Annotated in this window: 16 protein-coding genes and 1 pseudogene; 3 read left to right on the top strand and 14 right to left on the bottom strand. The window is 72.9% G+C overall.

Features of this window, described 5'->3' with window-relative positions; translation table 11 throughout:
- Window positions 1-34 precede the first annotated feature (34 nt).
- The 3 genes from CTJ15_RS22265 to CTJ15_RS22275 form a co-directional block, all read right to left on the bottom strand.
- On the bottom strand, window positions 35-787 hold the full coding sequence (locus CTJ15_RS22265; protein ID WP_099782026.1) for a DUF2270 domain-containing protein: 753 nt from the start codon (window positions 785-787) through the stop codon (window positions 35-37).
- Window positions 788-1,025: 238 nt separating this feature from the next.
- Complete coding sequence (locus CTJ15_RS22270; RefSeq protein WP_099782027.1) at window positions 1,026-2,513, bottom strand: ATP-binding protein; 1,488 nt, start codon at window positions 2,511-2,513, stop codon at window positions 1,026-1,028.
- A 290-nt stretch (window positions 2,514-2,803) separates the two neighbouring features.
- Window positions 2,804-3,703, bottom strand: a complete 900-nt coding sequence (locus CTJ15_RS22275; RefSeq protein ID WP_075823615.1) for a branched-chain amino acid aminotransferase — start codon at window positions 3,701-3,703, stop codon at window positions 2,804-2,806.
- 114 nt (window positions 3,704-3,817) lie between these two features.
- On the opposite strand from CTJ15_RS22275, the pseudogene CTJ15_RS22280 reads away from it, so the two are divergent.
- Both CTJ15_RS22280 and CTJ15_RS22285 read left to right on the top strand, forming a co-directional pair.
- Window positions 3,818-4,336, top strand: a pseudogene (locus CTJ15_RS22280) (MarR family winged helix-turn-helix transcriptional regulator); the annotation flags it as partial.
- 167 nt (window positions 4,337-4,503) lie between these two features.
- Window positions 4,504-5,202: a response regulator gene (locus CTJ15_RS22285; protein ID WP_019463015.1), complete on the top strand. Its 699-nt coding sequence runs from the start codon at window positions 4,504-4,506 to the stop codon at window positions 5,200-5,202.
- A 128-nt stretch (window positions 5,203-5,330) separates the two neighbouring features.
- Here the strand turns inward: CTJ15_RS22285 and CTJ15_RS22290 are convergent, their stop codons facing one another.
- The 11 genes from CTJ15_RS22290 to CTJ15_RS22340 all read right to left on the bottom strand — a co-directional run bounded on the left by CTJ15_RS22290 (window position 5,331) and on the right by CTJ15_RS22340 (window position 14,852).
- Window positions 5,331-5,579, bottom strand: a complete 249-nt coding sequence (locus CTJ15_RS22290) for a hypothetical protein (RefSeq protein WP_019463017.1) — start codon at window positions 5,577-5,579, stop codon at window positions 5,331-5,333.
- Between the two features lie 110 nt (window positions 5,580-5,689).
- Window positions 5,690-6,871, bottom strand: coding sequence for a M20 aminoacylase family protein (locus CTJ15_RS22295; protein WP_099782028.1), 1,182 nt, complete (start codon window positions 6,869-6,871; stop codon window positions 5,690-5,692).
- 151 nt (window positions 6,872-7,022) lie between these two features.
- On the bottom strand, window positions 7,023-8,237 hold the full coding sequence (locus tag CTJ15_RS22300) for a hypothetical protein (RefSeq protein WP_099782029.1): 1,215 nt from the start codon (window positions 8,235-8,237) through the stop codon (window positions 7,023-7,025).
- 170 nt (window positions 8,238-8,407) lie between these two features.
- Window positions 8,408-8,896 (bottom strand): molybdenum cofactor biosynthesis protein MoaE, encoded by a 489-nt coding sequence (locus tag CTJ15_RS22305; RefSeq protein WP_075822970.1) that lies wholly within the window; start codon window positions 8,894-8,896, stop codon window positions 8,408-8,410.
- Between the two features lie 7 nt (window positions 8,897-8,903).
- Window positions 8,904-9,158, bottom strand: a complete 255-nt coding sequence (moaD, locus tag CTJ15_RS22310; protein WP_075822969.1) for a molybdopterin converting factor subunit 1 — start codon at window positions 9,156-9,158, stop codon at window positions 8,904-8,906.
- Window positions 9,159-9,180: 22 nt separating this feature from the next.
- The gene (locus tag CTJ15_RS22315) at window positions 9,181-9,873 is read right to left on the bottom strand and encodes a hypothetical protein (protein WP_126281939.1); all 693 of its coding nucleotides are present in this window, start codon (window positions 9,871-9,873) and stop codon (window positions 9,181-9,183) included.
- Between the two features lie 78 nt (window positions 9,874-9,951).
- On the bottom strand, window positions 9,952-10,560 hold the full coding sequence (gene pgsA, locus CTJ15_RS22320) for a CDP-diacylglycerol--glycerol-3-phosphate 3-phosphatidyltransferase (RefSeq protein WP_019463022.1): 609 nt from the start codon (window positions 10,558-10,560) through the stop codon (window positions 9,952-9,954).
- A gap of 16 nt (window positions 10,561-10,576) precedes the next feature.
- The gene (uvrC, locus tag CTJ15_RS22325; RefSeq protein WP_075822968.1) at window positions 10,577-12,481 is read right to left on the bottom strand and encodes an excinuclease ABC subunit UvrC; all 1,905 of its coding nucleotides are present in this window, start codon (window positions 12,479-12,481) and stop codon (window positions 10,577-10,579) included.
- Window positions 12,482-12,998: 517 nt separating this feature from the next.
- Window positions 12,999-13,493 carry a dihydroneopterin aldolase gene (locus CTJ15_RS22330; protein WP_019463024.1) on the bottom strand — a complete coding sequence of 165 codons (495 nt, stop codon included), beginning with the start codon at window positions 13,491-13,493 and terminating at the stop codon, window positions 12,999-13,001.
- Window positions 13,494-13,501: 8 nt separating this feature from the next.
- Window positions 13,502-14,278, bottom strand: coding sequence for an SDR family oxidoreductase (locus CTJ15_RS22335; RefSeq protein WP_019463025.1), 777 nt, complete (start codon window positions 14,276-14,278; stop codon window positions 13,502-13,504).
- A 145-nt stretch (window positions 14,279-14,423) separates the two neighbouring features.
- Window positions 14,424-14,852, bottom strand: coding sequence for an SRPBCC family protein (locus tag CTJ15_RS22340; protein ID WP_099782030.1), 429 nt, complete (start codon window positions 14,850-14,852; stop codon window positions 14,424-14,426).
- A gap of 184 nt (window positions 14,853-15,036) precedes the next feature.
- Here CTJ15_RS22340 and CTJ15_RS22345 point away from each other — a divergent pair, with 184 nt between their 5' ends.
- Complete coding sequence (locus CTJ15_RS22345; protein WP_058390222.1) at window positions 15,037-16,212, top strand: MFS transporter; 1,176 nt, start codon at window positions 15,037-15,039, stop codon at window positions 16,210-16,212.
- The last annotated feature ends 318 nt before the right edge of the window (window positions 16,213-16,530 follow it).

A 16,530-nucleotide genomic window follows, 5' to 3' on the forward strand; every position in this document is an offset into this window, starting at 1 on the left:
AGGACGGCGCGCCCGGAACCCGGAAGAGCCGGCGTCAGACATGGACCTCGCCATGGGCGAGTTCGCCGCTGTGTTGCGGCGGGCGGAGCGCGGCGTAGATCAGCCAGGCATAGAAGAGCGTGACGCCGGCCAGCACCGACCAGCCGGGGAGGGGGCCCAGGGACAGGCCGAGCAGCAGGTCCGGGAGGCTTTGATGCGCGGCGGCCGCGCGTTCGTCGTGCTGGAGGGAGGCGGTGGAGATCTTGATGATCCAGGCCAGCAGCAGGACCAGGAACATCCAGATGTAGTTGCGCCGCAGGCGTCGCGAGAAGGCGGCCGGCAGGCCGATCAGGAAGTTCGGGTGGCGCAGGTCCTCGGCCAGGAGGGCGGCCCAGTTGGGCCCCTCGGCCGGTGCGGGATCCGGTGCGGGATCGGGCCGCGGGGACAGGACCTGGGCGAAGTAGTGGCGCTCCATCTGGCGCACGCGGGCGCGGTACACGTCGAAGAAGCGGTAGCGGCGGGCCTCGATGACGAGGAGGAGCAGCACCAGCAGCATGGCGAAGAGCAGCACGCCGTGATGCGCGCTGGGCGTGGAGAGCGAGACCGAGAGCATGCCGGCCACCACGGTGATGGCCCAGTTGGTGGTGCGGTCGATGCGGTCGCGCCAGCCGGCCATGCGGCCCATCTCGGCGCGATGGAAGTGCGCCAGGGTGTTGATGAACTCGGCGCCGGTGGCGGGCAGGGGCGGCGCGAAGGGGGGCGGGGCGGGGGCCGGGGCCATGGGGCGCGCCGGATGGGTGACGCTCATCGTGTTCTGCCTTCCCTGGACGTCCTGCGGAACCGCTCCGGCGCCCGGGTGGGCTCCGGGGGTTCGGTGCCGTTCTGAACTCCCTGCCGGTCCGCCTGTTGCGGCGGTGGCGGCATGGGGGAGGGTGCGCCTGCCCGCGGCGGAGGACAATGAGGCCCATGGGGTGGACGCGCGGGATTGGCGGCGATCCGCCATGGCGGGCCGTGCACCCGGCGAATGACGGGCGCGCGGCCCGCGGTCAGGCCGGCAGGCGGATGCGGGCGCGGAGGCCGCCGAGGGGGCTGTCCTCCAGGATCACGTCGCCGCCATGGGCGCGGGCGATGTCGCGGGCGATGGCGAGGCCCAGGCCGGTGCTGCTGCCGGACAGGGTGGCGAAGGGCTTGAAGGCTTCCTCGCGCTGTTCGGGCGGGATGCCGGGGCCGTCGTCGTCCACGATCACCTGCGCCCAGAGCTCGTCCACGCGCTCCACCGTCAGGGTGATGCGGCCGGCATGCTTGCGGGCGTTGTCGGTGAGGTTGGCGAGGCAGCGGCGCAGCGCGTCGCCGCGTGCCGGCAGGACCAGGGTTTCCGGGGCGTGCAGGGCGACGGCGGCGCCGTCGCGGCGGGCCCGGGCGGCGACGTTCTGCGCCAGCTCGACGAGGTCCACCGGGCCGGGCTTGCCCTCCACCTCGCCGCGCGCGAAGGCGAGATAGCCGGCGACCATGCGCTCCATCTCCTCCACGTCCTGGGTGAGGTCGGCGATGTCCTGCTCGAAGCCCGGATCGTCCGGTGGGACGGGCAGCATGGCGAGCGCCAGGCGCATGCGGGTGAGGGGGGTGCGCAGGTCGTGGCTGATGCCGGCCAGCATGTCGGTGCGCTGGGCGACGAAGCGGCGGATGCGGGCGTGCATGCGGTTGAAGGCCGCCGCCGCCTGGCGGACCTCGGTGGCGCCCTCGGGCTTCACCGGGCCCTGGTCGCGGCCCATGCCGAAGGCCTCCGCCGCCGCGGCGAGGCGGCGCAGGGCGCGGACCTGGTTCTTCATGAACAAGGCGGCGATCAGGAAGAGCAGGGCCGAGGCGCCGACCAGCCAGATGACGAAGAGGTAGAGCGTGCCGGTGAAGAGGCGCTTGCGGGGGGCCTCCACATGCAGCACGCCGTCGGGGAGCTGGACGCGGACGACGATGCTGCGCGGGTCGCTCTGCCAATCGGCGTCGAAGCGCAGGAGCAGGCGTTCGCGCAGGGCGTTCTGCAGGTCCTCCTCCAGCGGCAGCAGGGGCAGGGAGGCGGAGCGGGGCTGATCGCGGCCGGAGAGGATGGCGCCGGGCTCGAAGGCCATGGAGAGGTCGAGGCGCCAGGCGGCCTCGCGGAAGATCCAGCTGGTGTCGGAACCGGGCGGGGCGTGCTGCAGCATCTCGACCACCATGCCGATCTCGCCCGCCATGCCGGCGGCGAGGCGGCGGGAGATGACGTCGAGATGGTTGCCGTAGAAGAGTTGCAGGGCGATGCCCTGGAGCACCAGCATCGGCACCAGCACGATCAGCAGGGCGCGGCCGAGCAGGCCGCGCGGGACCAGGGCATGCATCCAGCGCCGCAGCCGCCCCATCGGCGCGGGGCGGCTGCGGCGTGGGGCGGCGGGCGTGGCGGGGAGGCTGGCGGGGTCGGCCTCGCCACGGCGGAGTTCGGCGAGGCCGACGCTGTGGGCGGGGAGGGCGGAGGCCGGGGAGGCCGGATGGGGGGCGTCGGCCATGTCTGCTGTCCCTCCGCGAGATGGTCCTGATGTCCTGGTTTCCGGGACCCCGCGGCAGGCGGGCGCCGGCCGCGGGCCCGGACAGGGGCGGACCCTGGACAGGAGGAAGGGCGGCCCGGGGCGAGCCTGTCCCGGCAGGCAGCACAGCAGATAGCACAGCCGGAGCCTGCCTGCGTAGGCCGCCGCCTGCCTCCCCTGCGGCATTCCGGAGCGGATCGCCACGGGGCGGCACCGTCCGCGGCATGGGCCGCGTGGCCCTGGCGAGGCGGCAGGCGTTCCCGAAGGGGCGGTCAGGCCGCCAGGCGGTGGACTTCCTCCGGGGACATGCGGACCAGCTTCTCGTAGTCGGACAGCAGGGTCTCGGTGATCTGGCCCGGGGTGTAGGCGTATTCGCCGATGGCGCGGACGGGCGTCACCTCGGCGGCGGTGCCGGCCAGGAAGACCTCGGTGGCCTTCGGCAGCTCCTCGGCGCGGATGGTGCGCTCCACCACCTTCATCTGGCGGTTCCGGGCGAGGCGCATCACGGTGCGGCGGGTGATGCCGTCCAGGAAGCAGACGGGGGTGGGGGTGTGCAGCTCTCCGTCGAAGACGAAGAAGGCGTTGGCGCCGGTCGCCTCGGCCACGTCGCCCTTGAAGTCGAGCATCATGGCGTCGTCGAAGCCCTCGGCCTCCGCCGCGTGCTTGGAGAGGGTGCCGATCATGTAGAGGCCGGAGGCCTTGGAGGCGGTAGGGGCCGTGTCGGGGGCCGGGCGGCGCCACCTGGCCATGCCGAGGCGGACGCCCTTCATGCGGTTCTCGCCGAACAGGTTGGGCCAGCCCCAGCAGGCGATGGCGAGGTGGATCCTCGTCCGCTGGGCGGAGACGGCCAGCATTTCCGAGCCGCGCCAGGCGACCGGACGGACATAGGCATCCGTGTGGCCGTTGCGGCGCACGGTCTCGATCGAGGCGGCATCGATCTCGTCGGCCGTGAAGGGAACCTCGAAGCCCAGGAGGCGGCCGGACCGGATCAGGCGCTCGGTGTGCTCGCGCAGCTTGAAGATGTTTCCGGCATAGCAGCGCTCGCCCTCGAAGATGCCGGAGGCATAATGCAGGCCGTGGGTCAGGACATGCAGCTTCGCCTCGCGCCAGGGGAGGAACTCGCCATCCATCCAGATCCAGCCATCGCGGTCGTCGAAAGGCAGCAGGGACATGTTTGGAACCTTCGCGCCATGGTTTGAGAAATAAAATTGCGTTACGAGGCGGAAACTAGACCTTTGCTTCGATTTGTGTCAATAAACCTGACCCAACATGGAGTCATGCCCGCCATGCCCGACGGGCTTCCCGGAGGACATCCCGCCGTGAAGGAGAAGACGCCCGTCTCCGCCGGCCGCGAGCACCTCTTCCTGCGCGAAGAGGAGCTGCGCGCGGCGCAGGACCTGCTGTTCTTCGGCTACCGCGACTTCACCGCGGGGGCCGATGCCATGCTGGCGGAGATCGGGCTGGGCCGCGCGCATCATCGCGTGCTGCATTTCGTCGGCCGCCGGCCCGGGCTGACGGTGGGCGAGCTGCTCGCCATCCTGGACATCACCAAGCAGTCGCTGGGCCGCGTCCTCACCCCGCTGGTGGAGGGCGGCTATGTCGAGCAGGCGACAGGCCGGGCCGACCGGCGGCAGCGGCTGCTGAGCCTGACGGAAGCGGGGCGGGCGCTGGAGCGGCGACTCTTCGAGCGGCAGCGGGAGACGGTGATCCGGGCCTATCGCGAGGCCGGCCCGGCCGCGGTGGACGGGTTCCGGCGCGTCATGCAGGGGCTGATGGCCCCGGCCACGCGTGGCCTGGTCGAGCGGGTCGCCACGGGCATGGCCGAGCCGCCGGGGGCGGGCGGGATGCGCGGGGGAGGTCCGGGGCTGCCCGGTGGCGCGGCCCGGCCGCCGGTGGGGGCTGCCGGGAGGGCTGCCGGGGCGACGGCCGCGCCAGCCGGCGCGCTGCCCGGGGAACATCCGGGGACGCGGCGATGAGCGAGCTGCCGCATCTGCTGGTGGTGGATGACGATCCGCGCCTGCGCTCCCTGTTGCAGCGCTTCCTGGCCGAGCAGGGATTCCGCGTCTCGGTGGCGGGGGATGCGGCGGCGGCGCGGCAGGCGCTGGGCGCCATGGCCTTCGACATGATCGTGCTGGACGTGATGATGCCGGGGGAGACGGGGCTGGAGCTGGTGGAGTCGCTGCGCCGGGGCGGGCAGGAGGTGCCGGTGCTGATGCTCACCGCCGCCGGGTCGCCGGACGACCGGGTGGCGGGGTTCGAGCACGGGGCGGACGACTACCTGGCCAAGCCCTTCGACCCGCGCGAGCTGGTGCAGCGGGCCAAGGCCATCCTGCGGCGCGTCGCGGTGCCGCCGCCGGCGGCGCAGTCGCTCGGGCCGGTGCAGCTCGGGTCGCGCTGGTTCGATCCGGAGCGGGGCGAGCTGCGGGGGGCCGAGGGAGCGATGCGGCTGACCGGGGGGGAGGCGGCGCTGCTGACCGCGCTGGCGGCGCGGGCCGGGGAGGTGCTGTCGCGCGAGGAGATCGCGGTGGCGCTGGGCACGCCGGATGCCGGGGAGCGGGCGGTGGATGTGCAGGTGACGCGGCTGCGGCGGAAGATCGAGCCGGACCCGCGCGAGCCGCGCTTCCTGCAGACGGTGCGGCACCGGGGCTATGTGCTGCGGCCGGGGAGTTAGCGGCCCGGTCCGTTCGTGCCGCGGGGCGGGGGCGGCGCCTCAGCCCCGGTGGCGGAGCTTCTGCGCCGTCAGGGACACGGCTGCCAGGCCCAGAACCGGGATCGCGAGCAGCAGGATGTCGGTCCAGCTCATTCCTTCAGGTCCTCCAGCAGGCGCCTTGCCTGGATATGTAGGCCGATCCCCGCGGCAAGGAAGAGGGCGCTTCCCAGCACGGCCAGGATGCCACCTTTCGGCATGGCCGTGCCATAGAGAGTTGCGGCCAGGGGGGCGACGATGCCCACCAGGACCGTGCCGCTGGCCACCGCGTTCAGCCAGGTGGCGGTCAGCTTGACCCGCTCGTTATGGGCCAGCTTGTTCGGCCCGGGTGGGAGGCCCATGGAGATTCCTCGGGAGGTTTCCTTGTTGGCGGGGAATGCGCCCCCCGCCCGGTTCCCGCGCCGTGGTGTACGCCCCCGTGCCCGGCCGCCGTGCCGCGGGGGCAGCGGGGTCAGCCGAGTTCCTGTTCCACCAGCGTGGCGAGGTAGCCGGCACCGAAGGGCAGCAGGTCGTCGTTGAAGTCGTAGAGCGGGTTGTGGACGGGCGTGCCGCCGCGCTCGCCGTCCCTTTGGCCGAACATCAGGTAGGCGCCGGGGACGCGTTCCAGCAGGAAGGCGAAATCCTCGCCGGCCAGGAGCGGGTGGCCGTCGCGGTGGACCTTGCCTTCGCCCAGGATGGCGGTGGCGGCCTGGGCGGCGCGGTCGGTCTCGCCGGGGGTGTTGATGGTGGGCGGATAGGCGCGGCGGTAGTCGATCTCCGCCTTGCCGCCCTGGGCCTCGGCGGTGAGGGTGACGGCGCGGCGGAAGAGGGTCTCGACGCGGTCGCGGATATCGGGCTTCAGCGTGCGGACGGAGCCGCGCAGCTCGATGCTTTCCGGAAGCACGATGTCGGAGGTGCCGCCATGGATCTGGCCGATGCTGACGATGGCGGATTCCAGCGCGTCCACCTGCCGCGAGGGGATGGCGTTGAGCGCGTTGATCACCTGCGCGGCCATGGCCACGGTGTCGATGCCCTGCTGCGGATGCGCGCCATGGGCGGAGCGGCCGCGCAGCACGATGCTGAAATAGTCGATGGCGGCGAGCGCCGTGCCGGTGAGGGCCTGGGCGGTGCCGAGCGGCCGGTCGGGGCTGTTGTGGATGCCGTAGACGGCATCGCAGGGGAAGCGTTCCAGCAACCCGTCGTCGAGCATGGCCTTGGCGCCGGCCAAGCCTTCCTCGGCGGGCTGGAAGATCAGGTGGACGGTGCCGGAGAAGTTGCCGGTCTCGGCCAGGTACTTCGCCGCGCCGAGCAGCATGGTGGTGTGGCCGTCGTGGCCGCAGGCATGCATGCGGCCGGGATTTTGCGAGCGGTGGGCGAAGCCGTTGGCCTCCTCCATCGGCAGGGCGTCCATGTCGGCGCGCAGGCCGATGGCGCGGTTGCCGCCGGCACCCGACTTGCGGCCGCGCAGCACGCCGACGACGCCCGTCTTGCCGATGCCGCGATGCACCTCGATGCCCCATTCGGCGAGCTTCCGCGCGACGATGTCGCTGGTGCGGTGCTCCTCGAAGCCGATCTCCGGATGCGCGTGGAAGTCGCGGCGCCATTCGGTCATCTCGGGCTGCAGCGCGGCCAGGGCTTCGCGGGGCGAGGTCATGCGGGGGGACTCCTTCGGGTCTGTCTGCCGAATGGGACGGGTTTCGCGGTGGGGCGTCAATCCGTGGGCGGGGGGCGTGGCCAAGGGGAAAGGCAGCGCCTTTCACCCCGGGGACGGCGCAACGCCAGCCATGACGCGCGGCCCGGCGGGATCAGGTGCCGGGGCGTTGCGGCGGAATCGTGTCCCGCCTGGGCTGGGCCAGGAGCAGGGCGGCGGCGGGCAGGAGCCAGGCAATGCGGGCGCCATAGCGCTGGTGCGGCTTGCTGAGCGCGCCGGTGGCGAAGGCATTGGCGGCGAGGCCGAGGAGCACGCAGAGGGCCAGGGCGCGGCGGCGGGGGTCGTGGCGGTGGCGCCAGAGCAGGATGGGCAGGCCCAGGGCGGCGAGAAGGAGCGCGGGGGCCTGGAGCGGGAGGAAGGGGGCGGCACGCTGCGGCAGGAGGCCGCGCATCTGGGCGGAGGACTCGAAGCGGTGCAGTTCGGCGGGCGGGAAGCCGCTGGCGATGCGCAGGGCGAGGCCTTCCCCCACGGCGCCGCGCGGCAGGGTGTCGCCGATGCCGTTGGTGACGAGCTGCCGGGCCGTGTCGCGCAGGGCGTCGCGCAGGACGGCCAGGGGTTCGCGGCGCAGGGTTTCGGCGATGATCTCGCGGGCCTCGGGGGCCAGAAGGACGCCGCCCAGGAAGCGTGGCCGGCCATCGGCGTCGCTGTTCACTGGGCTGTCGGGCTCCCAGAGGAAGACGTCGCTGTCGGTGGGAAGGCGGCCGGCCCAGGCGCAGAGATACCAGCCGCGTCCGGGGCATTCCGCCGCGATGGTGCGGGCGGCGGGGCCATTGGCCACGAGGCGGGCGAGCAGGAAGGTGCTGCCATAGGGGGAGAGCGACCACCGGCCGTGGCCGATGGCGTTGGTGAGCAGGAGCAGGGCGCAGGCGGCGAGCAGGGGCGTGGCGACGCGGAGGGCGGGGCGCGGGCGGCGGCGCAGGAGGAGGGTGAGGGCAGCCAGGGCGGCGGCGAGGAGCAGGTTCGACAGGTGCGCGGCGATGGCCAGCGTGGCGAGGAGCAGGAGGGCGAGGGCCTCGCCTCGGGACAGGGTGGGGCGGGCGAAGCCGAGCAGGAAGAGGGCGAGAAGCGCGGCCGGGGTGAGGATGTCCGGCATCAGCAGGGCGGCGGCCCAGGGGGCGCTGGTGAGCAGCGCCAGGGTGGCGGCGAGGAGGAGGTGGCGGGCGGGGGTGGCAAGGCCGAGGGCGCGGGCGGTGAGCCAGAGCAGCCAGGAAAGCATCAGCCCCTGGGCGAGCAGGGACGGCCAGAGGGACTGGCGCTGGTGGAAGAGGTGGAGGAGGGGGCCGTAGATCCAGGGCTTGTCCCAGATCATCAGCGGGCCGAGCGTCTGGTGGAGGAAGGCGCCGGTGTCGCTGAAGAGGATGGGGTAGCCGTTGAGGAAGGCGGGCCAGGTCAGGAGAAGGGCAGCGGCCAGGATGGCGGCCGGGGCCGGGAGGCGCGGGACAGGTGGCGCCGCGCCGCCGGGGGCGGGCGGGGCCGGGTTCAGCGGCGGGGGTCCGGCTGGCTCCAGCGTTCGGCCATGGCGTCGTCCTCCGCCTTGGCCTCGACCCAGCGGGTGCGGCCGTCGGGGAATTCCTCGCTCTTCCAGAAGGGGGCGCGGGTCTTCAGCCAGTCGATCAGGAAGGCGCAGGATTCCAGCGCCGCCAGGCGATGGGCGCTGGCGGTGAGGACCAGCACGATGGGATCACCGGGCAGGAGGCGGCCGACGCGGTGGATCACCGTGGCGCCGAGCAGGGGCCAGCGCTGGGCGGCTTCCGCGCGGATGGCGGCGATCGCGGCCTCGGTCATGCCCGGATAGTGCTCCAGGGTCATGGCGGCGAGGCCCGAATCGGCGCGGCAGAGGCCGATGAAGGAAGCGAGGCCGCCGATATCGGCGCGGCCCCGGGTCAGCAGGGCGGTCTCGGCGGCGATGTCGAAGGGGGCCTCGCCGACCGCGACGCGGCCCGGGAGCGGGGGAGAGGGCTCGGCCATGAGGGGGTCAGCCGCCGGTGACAGGGGGAAAGAAGGCGACCTCGTCGCCGGGGGCGATGGGGTCCTCCGGGCCGCGGAATTCCTGGTTCACCGCGGCGCGGACCTGCTTCGGCTGGGCGAAGGCGGCGGCATGGCCGGGGGAGCGGGCGGCGAGCCAGCGCATCAGGGCGCCGATGGTGGCGACCTCCGGCGGGGGCTCCACCTCCTCGGCGGCCAGGCCGGTGCGCTGGCGCAGCCAGGCGAAGTACAGAACCTGGATCATGGGCGGAGGGCCATGGCTGGCGTCATTGCCGGTCGGGCACGATCTGCGGGCTCTGCCCCGGCACGGTGATCACCGTGGAGTTGCCCAGCGGCGTGGCGGTGCCGCTGGCGCCGCCGGGGCGGTTGATGCCCTGCACGCCGCCGGTGCCGCCGGTGGTGGTGTTGGGCACGCCGTCCGGGGTGAAGATGGTGCGCCCGTCCTGGCGGGGCGCCGGTGGGGTGGCGGGTTCACCGGGCTGGGCGGGGACGCTGAGCCGTCCGGGCTGGTAGGGCAGAGGCGGAACGCCCGTGTTGTCCGGCACCGCGGAACTCGGGCGGCGGGAGGGCAGGGTGGTGCCCGGCGGCGGGTTGCGCGGATTCGGCGCGGCCGAGGGCGGCAGGTCCGGGCCGGGCTCGCTGAGGTCCGGCAGGCGCGGCTGCGGGGCGCGGCCACGCTCGCGGGCGGCGCGTTCCAGGGCCGGCGAGGTGACGTCCTCGCGGAAGGTGTCGCGGTCCGGATTCATCAGCGTGGCGCGCTCGGGCTCGGCATCCGGCCAGACATTGCCGGCTTCCGGCGTCAGCGGCTGCAGCGTGAGGTCCTGCCCGCGGATTCGCTCGGCAGTGGCGCTTCCCGGGGCCACCAGGGCCGGGCGGCGGCCGAAGGGCGCGATCAGGCCATCCGAGCAACCGGCCAGCGCAAGAGCCAGCAGGAGGCACGAACCCGGCCGCGCGATCATGGAATGCCGCATAAAACTCCCCCAGGACGAAGCGGGCGCAACATGCACCGGTGTCGGTAAGCGCTCAAGGGCAGGTGGTCAGGAGCGGCCCCGCAGGGTGGCGGCGGCCTGGGCATCCTGGGCCCCGGCGTGGCGGAGGCCGGAGATCATGTAGTCCCAGCCGGTGATCATGGTCAGGACGGCGGCGGCCCAGAGGCCGAGTTCCCCCAGCAGGGAGAGCGGGAGGAAGCCGAGGCCCAGGGCGCGGGCACCGGTGTCGCCGGCCAGGAGGACGCCGAGGGCGCCCATCTGGAAGCCGGTCTTCCACTTGGCGAGGCGGGTGACGGGCATGCCGACGCGCAGGCTGGCCAGGTATTCGCGCAGGCCGGAGACCAGGATTTCCCGCAGCAGGATGACGATGGCGGGGAGCAGGCCGAGGAGGCTGAGGCGGCCGAGGCCAGCCAGCAGCATCAGCGCGGCGCCGACCAGGAGCTTGTCGGCGATCGGGTCCAGCATGCGGCCGAAGGCGGAGGTGAGCTGCCGGTCGCGGGCGATCTTGCCGTCGAAGTAGTCGGTGATGGCGGCGATGGAGAAGACCGCGCAGGCGGCCACGTCGCCCCAGCCGCCGCCGCCATAGGCGAGCAGGACGAGCAGGGGCACCGCCGCGATCCGCGACAGCGTCAGGAGGTTGGGCAGGTCCGTCGGCATGGCGTCGGGAAGTCTTCTACCCGGCTGCTTCGCGGGACGCCACTGCGCCGGGATGGAAGTGCTCGTAGATGCGGCGCGCCATGGAGGGGCCGATGCCGGGGGCGTTCTCCAGATCCTCGAGTCCCGCGTTGCGGACGCCGCGGACGGAGCCGAAATGATTCAGCAGGCGGCGCTTGAGCGCGGTGCCGACGCCGGGCACCTCGTCGAGTTCCGACTTCACCAGGGACCGCGAGCGTCCTGCGCGGTGGGTGGTGATGGCGAAGCGGTGCGCCTCGTCGCGCAGGCGCTGGAGGTAGTAGAGCACCGGGTCGCGGGGCGGGAGCTGGAAGGGGGCGTGGCCGGTGCGGTGGAACCATTCGCGCCCGGCATCGCGGTCCGGCCCCTTGGCGACGGCGACCAGGGGGACGTCGTCCACGCCCATCTCCGCCAGGATCTCGCGGGCGGCGTTGAGCTGGCCGAGGCCGCCGTCGATCAGCACGAGGTCGGGCCAGGAGCCCTGCTCGCGCTCCGGATCCTCCTTCAGGGCGCGCGCGAAGCGGCGCTCGAAGACCTCCCGCATCATGGCGAAGTCATCGCCGGGGGTGACGGGGCCCTTGATGGAGAACTTGCGGTAGGCGGGCTTGATGAAGCCGCCCGGGCCCGCGACCACCATCACGCCATAGGCATTGGCGCCCTGGATGTGGCTGTTGTCGTAGATCTCGATGCGTTCCGGGATGGAGGACAGGTCGAAGATCTTCGCCACGCCTTCCAGCAGGGCGGTCTGGGCGGTGCCTTCCGCCAGCTTGCGCTCCAGCGCCTCCCGCGCGTTGGTGGCGGCGTGGTCCACGGCGGCGCGCTTGTCGCCGCGCTGGGGGCGATGGATCTCGACCTTGCGGCCGGCCTGGAGGGAGAGGGCCTCGGTCAGCAGGGCGGGTTCGGGGATGTCGTGGCTCAGCAGGACCAGGGGCGGGGGCGGCAGGTCGTCGTAGAGCTGGGCGAGGAAGGCCTCCAGCACCTCGCCGGGCGGGATGTCCTGGCGGGCATGGGCGGGGAAGAAGGCGCGGTTGCCGTTGTTGCGGCCGCCGCGGAAGAAGAAGACCTGCACGCAGCACTGGCCGGCGGCCTGGTGGACGGCGACGATGTCGGCATCGCCCACGCCTTCCATGTTGATGCGGTCGCGGCCCTGGACATGCGTCAGGCCGCGGATGCGGTCGCGGATGGCGGCGGCACGCTCGAATTCCAGGGCCTCGGCGGCCTCCTCCATCTCGCGGGCCAGCTTCTTCTGGATGGAGGGGGTCTCGCCGGACAGGAACTGCTTCGCCTGCCGGGTGAGGTCGGCGTAGTCGGCTTCCGGGATGCGGCCGACGCAGGGGGCGGAGCAGCGGCGGATCTGGTAGAGCAGGCAGGGGCGGTCGCGGTTCTCGAAGACGCTGTCGCGGCAGGAGCGGAGCAGGAAGACGCGCTGCAGCGCGGTCAGCGTCTGGTTCACCGCCCAGGCGGAGGCGAAGGGGCCCCAGTAGGAGGCGCCCTTGCGGCGCTCGCCCCGGTGCTTGCCGATCTGCGGGTAGGGGTGGTCCTCGGTAATGACGAGCCAGGGATAGGACTTGTCGTCGCGCAGGACGATGTTGAAGCGTGGGCGGAGCTTCTTGATCAGGTTGGCTTCGAGCAGCAGCGCCTCGGCCTCGGAGGCGGTGGTGATCACCTCCAGGGAGCGGGTCTCGAAGACCATGCGCTTCAGCCGATCCGGCAGGCGGGCGACCTGGGTGTAGTTGTACACGCGCTTGCGGAGCTGCCGGGCCTTGCCGACATAAAGGGCATCGCCCTTGGCATCGAGCATGCGGTACACGCCCGGCGAGAGCGGCAGGGTGGCCAGGGCCTTCTCGATGACCTCGCGGCCTTCCATGGGGGCGAGGGGGGCGGATTCTTCGTGGGCAAAGGCCATGGCGCGCGCTGGGTCCGGTGGTTTCGGGTTATCCCCGGAAGCTGTGGATAACCCCGTGGATGAAATGGTGGCTATGGCCCGAAAAGCCACGTCATTCCTGGGTTGCAGCCCTTTGCCTCATCTCTGGGCATGAATCCAGGTCCTTGTTTTTGCACATTAAATAGGAAAACGGTCGGGTTGCATCGCACAAATCTGCGAAAGAGGCGGTTGACGGCGGCCGCGGTTTGCAGGTTGGGGAAAATCCCGCCCTGTCGCGGCGGCCGCGAAGCCCCGGCTGCTTGTGTAACCAAATCATTACATTAGCCAGGGGCTGCGGGTCCTAGACTGCCGGGCTTCACCATTGGCGGGCTGGGAAGGTGCTGGAAGATGCGCCTGCCACCCCCGTCGCTGCCCGCCGGATGGGCATGTGGGGCGGGGACACCCGACGATGCCCGGCGGGTTCGCCGTGACCCCCCCTGCCCTGGTTCGTGTCTGGGCTTTCCGACATGCCTCGACAGCCGCGCTTCGGTCCCGTCCGTCAGGCTTCCGGCGATCGCTGGCCGGCGGTTTCCTCCTCCTGGGGGCGAGGGGCGGCGGGACGCTGGCGTTCCACGGTGACGCCCACGGCGGCGGCGTCGGGCAGGACGTCGGGCTTTTCCACCGTCACCATGGCGGAAACGATGCGGCGGTCCTCCAGCGCGGCCACGGCGATTCGCTCCGCCAGGGTCTCGGCGAGGCGGATATGGCCGGTGGTGGCGATCTCCCGCGCCCGGGCGGCGACGGCGCCGTAGTCCACCACGCGGGCCAGCTTTTCCTCGCCGACCGAGGCGGGGGCGGATTCGTCCTCCACCAGCAGCTCGATGCCGATGATCACGCGCTGGCGGGTGTGCAGCTCGTAGGGCAGGACGCCGAGGCTGGCGCGGACCTCCAGGCCCCGCACGAAGACGCGGCGCAGGCGGCGCGCGGCATCGGGGCGGTAGGCGCTGGCCGGGGCGGCGTCGGGGAAGGCAGGGCCGGGGCGGTTCTGGGTCATCGGGCGGCTCACTCCGGTTGCACGGCGCCGCGCGCAGGCGACCACTGCAGGTGCTGGCCACCATCGAGGGCAAGCATCTGGCCGGTGAAGGAGGGAAGGGAGAGGATGGCGAGCAGGGCGCGGGCGACCTCCTGCGGCGAGGTGCCACGGTGGAGGGGGGTGGATTCGCACTGGGCGCGGAACTGTTCCTCGCTCTGGCGCGGGCTGGGCAGGGCCGGGCCGGGGCCGATGCCGGCGACGCGGACCCGTGGCGCCAGGGCGAGGGCGAGGCTCTGCGTCAGCGCCCAGAGGCCGGCCTTGGAGATGGTGTAGCTGGTGAAGTGTGGGGTGAGGGACCAGACGCGCTCGTCCAGCATGTTCACCACCACGCCTTCGGCGGCCTCGGGCAGGGATTTCGCGAAGGCCTGGGCCAGGACGAAGGGGGCGCGGAGGTTGGGCTCCAGGTGGTGGTCCCAGCTTTCCCGCGTCGCGTCGTGCCATTCGTCGCGCTCGAAGGTGGAGGCGTTGTTCACCAGCACGCCGATGGGGCCCAGCGCCTCGGTGGCGGCGGGCAGGAGGCGGGCGGTCTCGGCCTCCCGCGACAGGTCGGCGGCGAGGATCGTGGCGCGTCGGCCCTGGGCGTGGATCTCCGCCACAGCCGCTTCCGCCTCGGCCCGGCTGTGGCCGTGGTGCAGGGCGATGTCGAAGCCGGCGCGGGCCAGGGCGAGGGCCATGGCGCGGCCCAGCCGCTTCGCGCCGCCGGTCACCAGCGCCGCGCGGGGGATGGCGGAGGGAATGTCGAGCATGGAGGAGGTTTAGAACAGGATCGGCGCGCGCGGTATCGGGGAAGAGGGTTTGGGCACGCGCCCCGGCGGTGGCCTCCAGGGGCCACGCCGGGGGCGCTTCAGGCGGTGTGCCGGGCGAGGCGGCCCAGGACCTGCCGGCGGGACGTCAGAGGTTCGGGTCCTGCGTGGCGCTGCGGCCGTAGAGGCGGCTGGGGGCGTCGTTGCTGGGTTCCTCCGGGTCGCCGCCATCGACGCCTTCGAGGTGCGACTTCAGGCTTTGCAGCGCTGCCTCGATGCCATGGGCCAGGGCCTCCTGGGGTGTCTCTTCCTCCGTGGGGTCGGAGGGGAGGGCGGCGGCGGCATCGACGCGCAGGTGCAGCACGGCGCTCTCGCCCTTGCCGGTGATCCGCCATTCGCCCGGAGGGTCGAAGCTCCAGCGGACCGTCAGGGCGGACTCGTCCGCCTCCAGGCCGGAGCCCGGCAGGTTGGCGTCGTCGCGGCGCAGCTGCGGAACCCAGTGCGGGATGTGCGCGGTGTCCGCGACATAGGCGAAGACCTCCTCGGCGGGTCGCTGGATGGAAATCTTCTGGTCCATGGTGGCGTCCTGTTGGCTCTCGTTCTTGTGGGACAGTGCGGAGGGGCAACGCGAGGCCGCGGCGCGGGGTTGCCGGTGGCCGGCGGGGCGGGGCCGGGGGCCCGGGCGCCGCCGCGTCGGCGAATCCGTGCCGGCCGGCGGGACGATGCTAGCCTCGTCCCCGCCGCGCTGGAGGGATGGGTGCATGGACAGGCGTTGGACGGTGCTGGCGATGTTGGTCGCGGTCCGTGTCTCGATGGGGGTGCAGTTCCAGTCGGTCGGCTCTGTCGGGGCGATGCTGGTGGGACCGGTGGTCGCGGATTTCGCCGCGCTGGGGGTGCTGATCGGCCTGTCGCAACTGCCCGGCGCGGCGGTGGCGCTGCCCGGGGGCTGGCTGACCGCGCGGCTGGGCGACCGGCGGGCGCTGCTGGGCGGGTTGGGGCTGATGGTGCTGGGCGGAGCGGTGCTGGCCCGGGCGCCCGGTTTCGAGGTGGCGCTGGCGGGGCGGCTGGTGGCCGGGGCGGGGTCGTCGCTGGTGAACCTCGTGCTGACCAAGGGGGTGATGGACCGCTTTGCCGGCGCGGAGCTGACCGTGGCGATGGGGTGGCTGCTGGCCGCCTGGCCGGTCGGGATCGCGCTGTCGCTGGTGCTGCTGCCGCCTCTGGCCATGGAGGCGGGCTGGAGTGCCGCGCTGCTGGCGGCCACGCTGCCCGCTTTGGCGGGGCTGCTGGCGATCTGGGGCACGGGCTATGGGCGCGCGGCGGCGGCGAGGCGGCAGGCGCGGCCGGGGCTGTGGCCGGAGCGCCGGGCCTGGGCGCCGCTGCTGGTGCTGGCGGTGGGCTGGGCGGGTTTCAACGCCGCGCTGGTGATCGTGCTGGGCTTCGCGCCGGCCTGGCTGGCGGAGCGTGGCTATGGCGTGGCCGGGGCGGGATGGGTGGCGAGCCTCGCGGGCTGGGGGGCGGTGCCGCTGCTGCCCTTCGGCGGCTGGGCGGCGGCGCGGGCTGGCTCGGTGCTGCGCTTCTCGGCGGGGGTGGCGGCGCTGATGGCGGCGAGCGTCGCCTTCCTGCCGGTGGCGCCCCTGTCGCTGCTGCTGCTCTACGGGTTGCTCGGCGGGCTGGCGGGCGGCCCGATGGTGTCGCTGCCTGCGACCATCCTGCCGCCGGAGCGCCGCTCCCTGGGGCTGGGCGTGTTCTACACCGTCTTCGGGCTGGGCATGGCCGGGCTGCCGGCGCTGGCCGGGCGGGTGCGGGACCTTTCCGGCGATGCCTTCGCGCCGCTCGGCTTCGCGGCGCTGCTGCTGGGTGCCTCGGTGCTGTCGGTGCTGGGCTTCGGCCTGTTGCGGGACAGGCTGCTGCGGCCGGGGCGCGTGGCGGAAGAGTGACGGGGCAGGTTCCGGCATCGCGCTTCGTGGCCGGCCGCCAGGGGAGAGGCGCTGCCTCTCGCCCCGGACCCCCTCTCCGCCGGGGACCGAAGCCGGTCCCCGGACCCCGGGCTTGAGTAGGTGCCGGTGGCTGCCGTTGTTCTTGCCGCCTGATCCCCGGGAGCCGGTGGAGACGCGGGGCTCCCGAACAGAAAAACACCTTGTCCACGCGGGTGGCACCGGCAGTCCGCCGGAGAGCGATGCTCTCCGGCGCGATCCGTCATCAGCGGGCACCAGTTCATCGGGTCCAGGGCCCGCAGGGTCCTGGCGGATAAGGGG

The sequence above is a fragment of the Roseomonas sp. FDAARGOS_362 genome (genome assembly GCF_002754815.1).
Lineage (GTDB): Bacteria > Pseudomonadota > Alphaproteobacteria > Acetobacterales > Acetobacteraceae > Roseomonas > Roseomonas mucosa.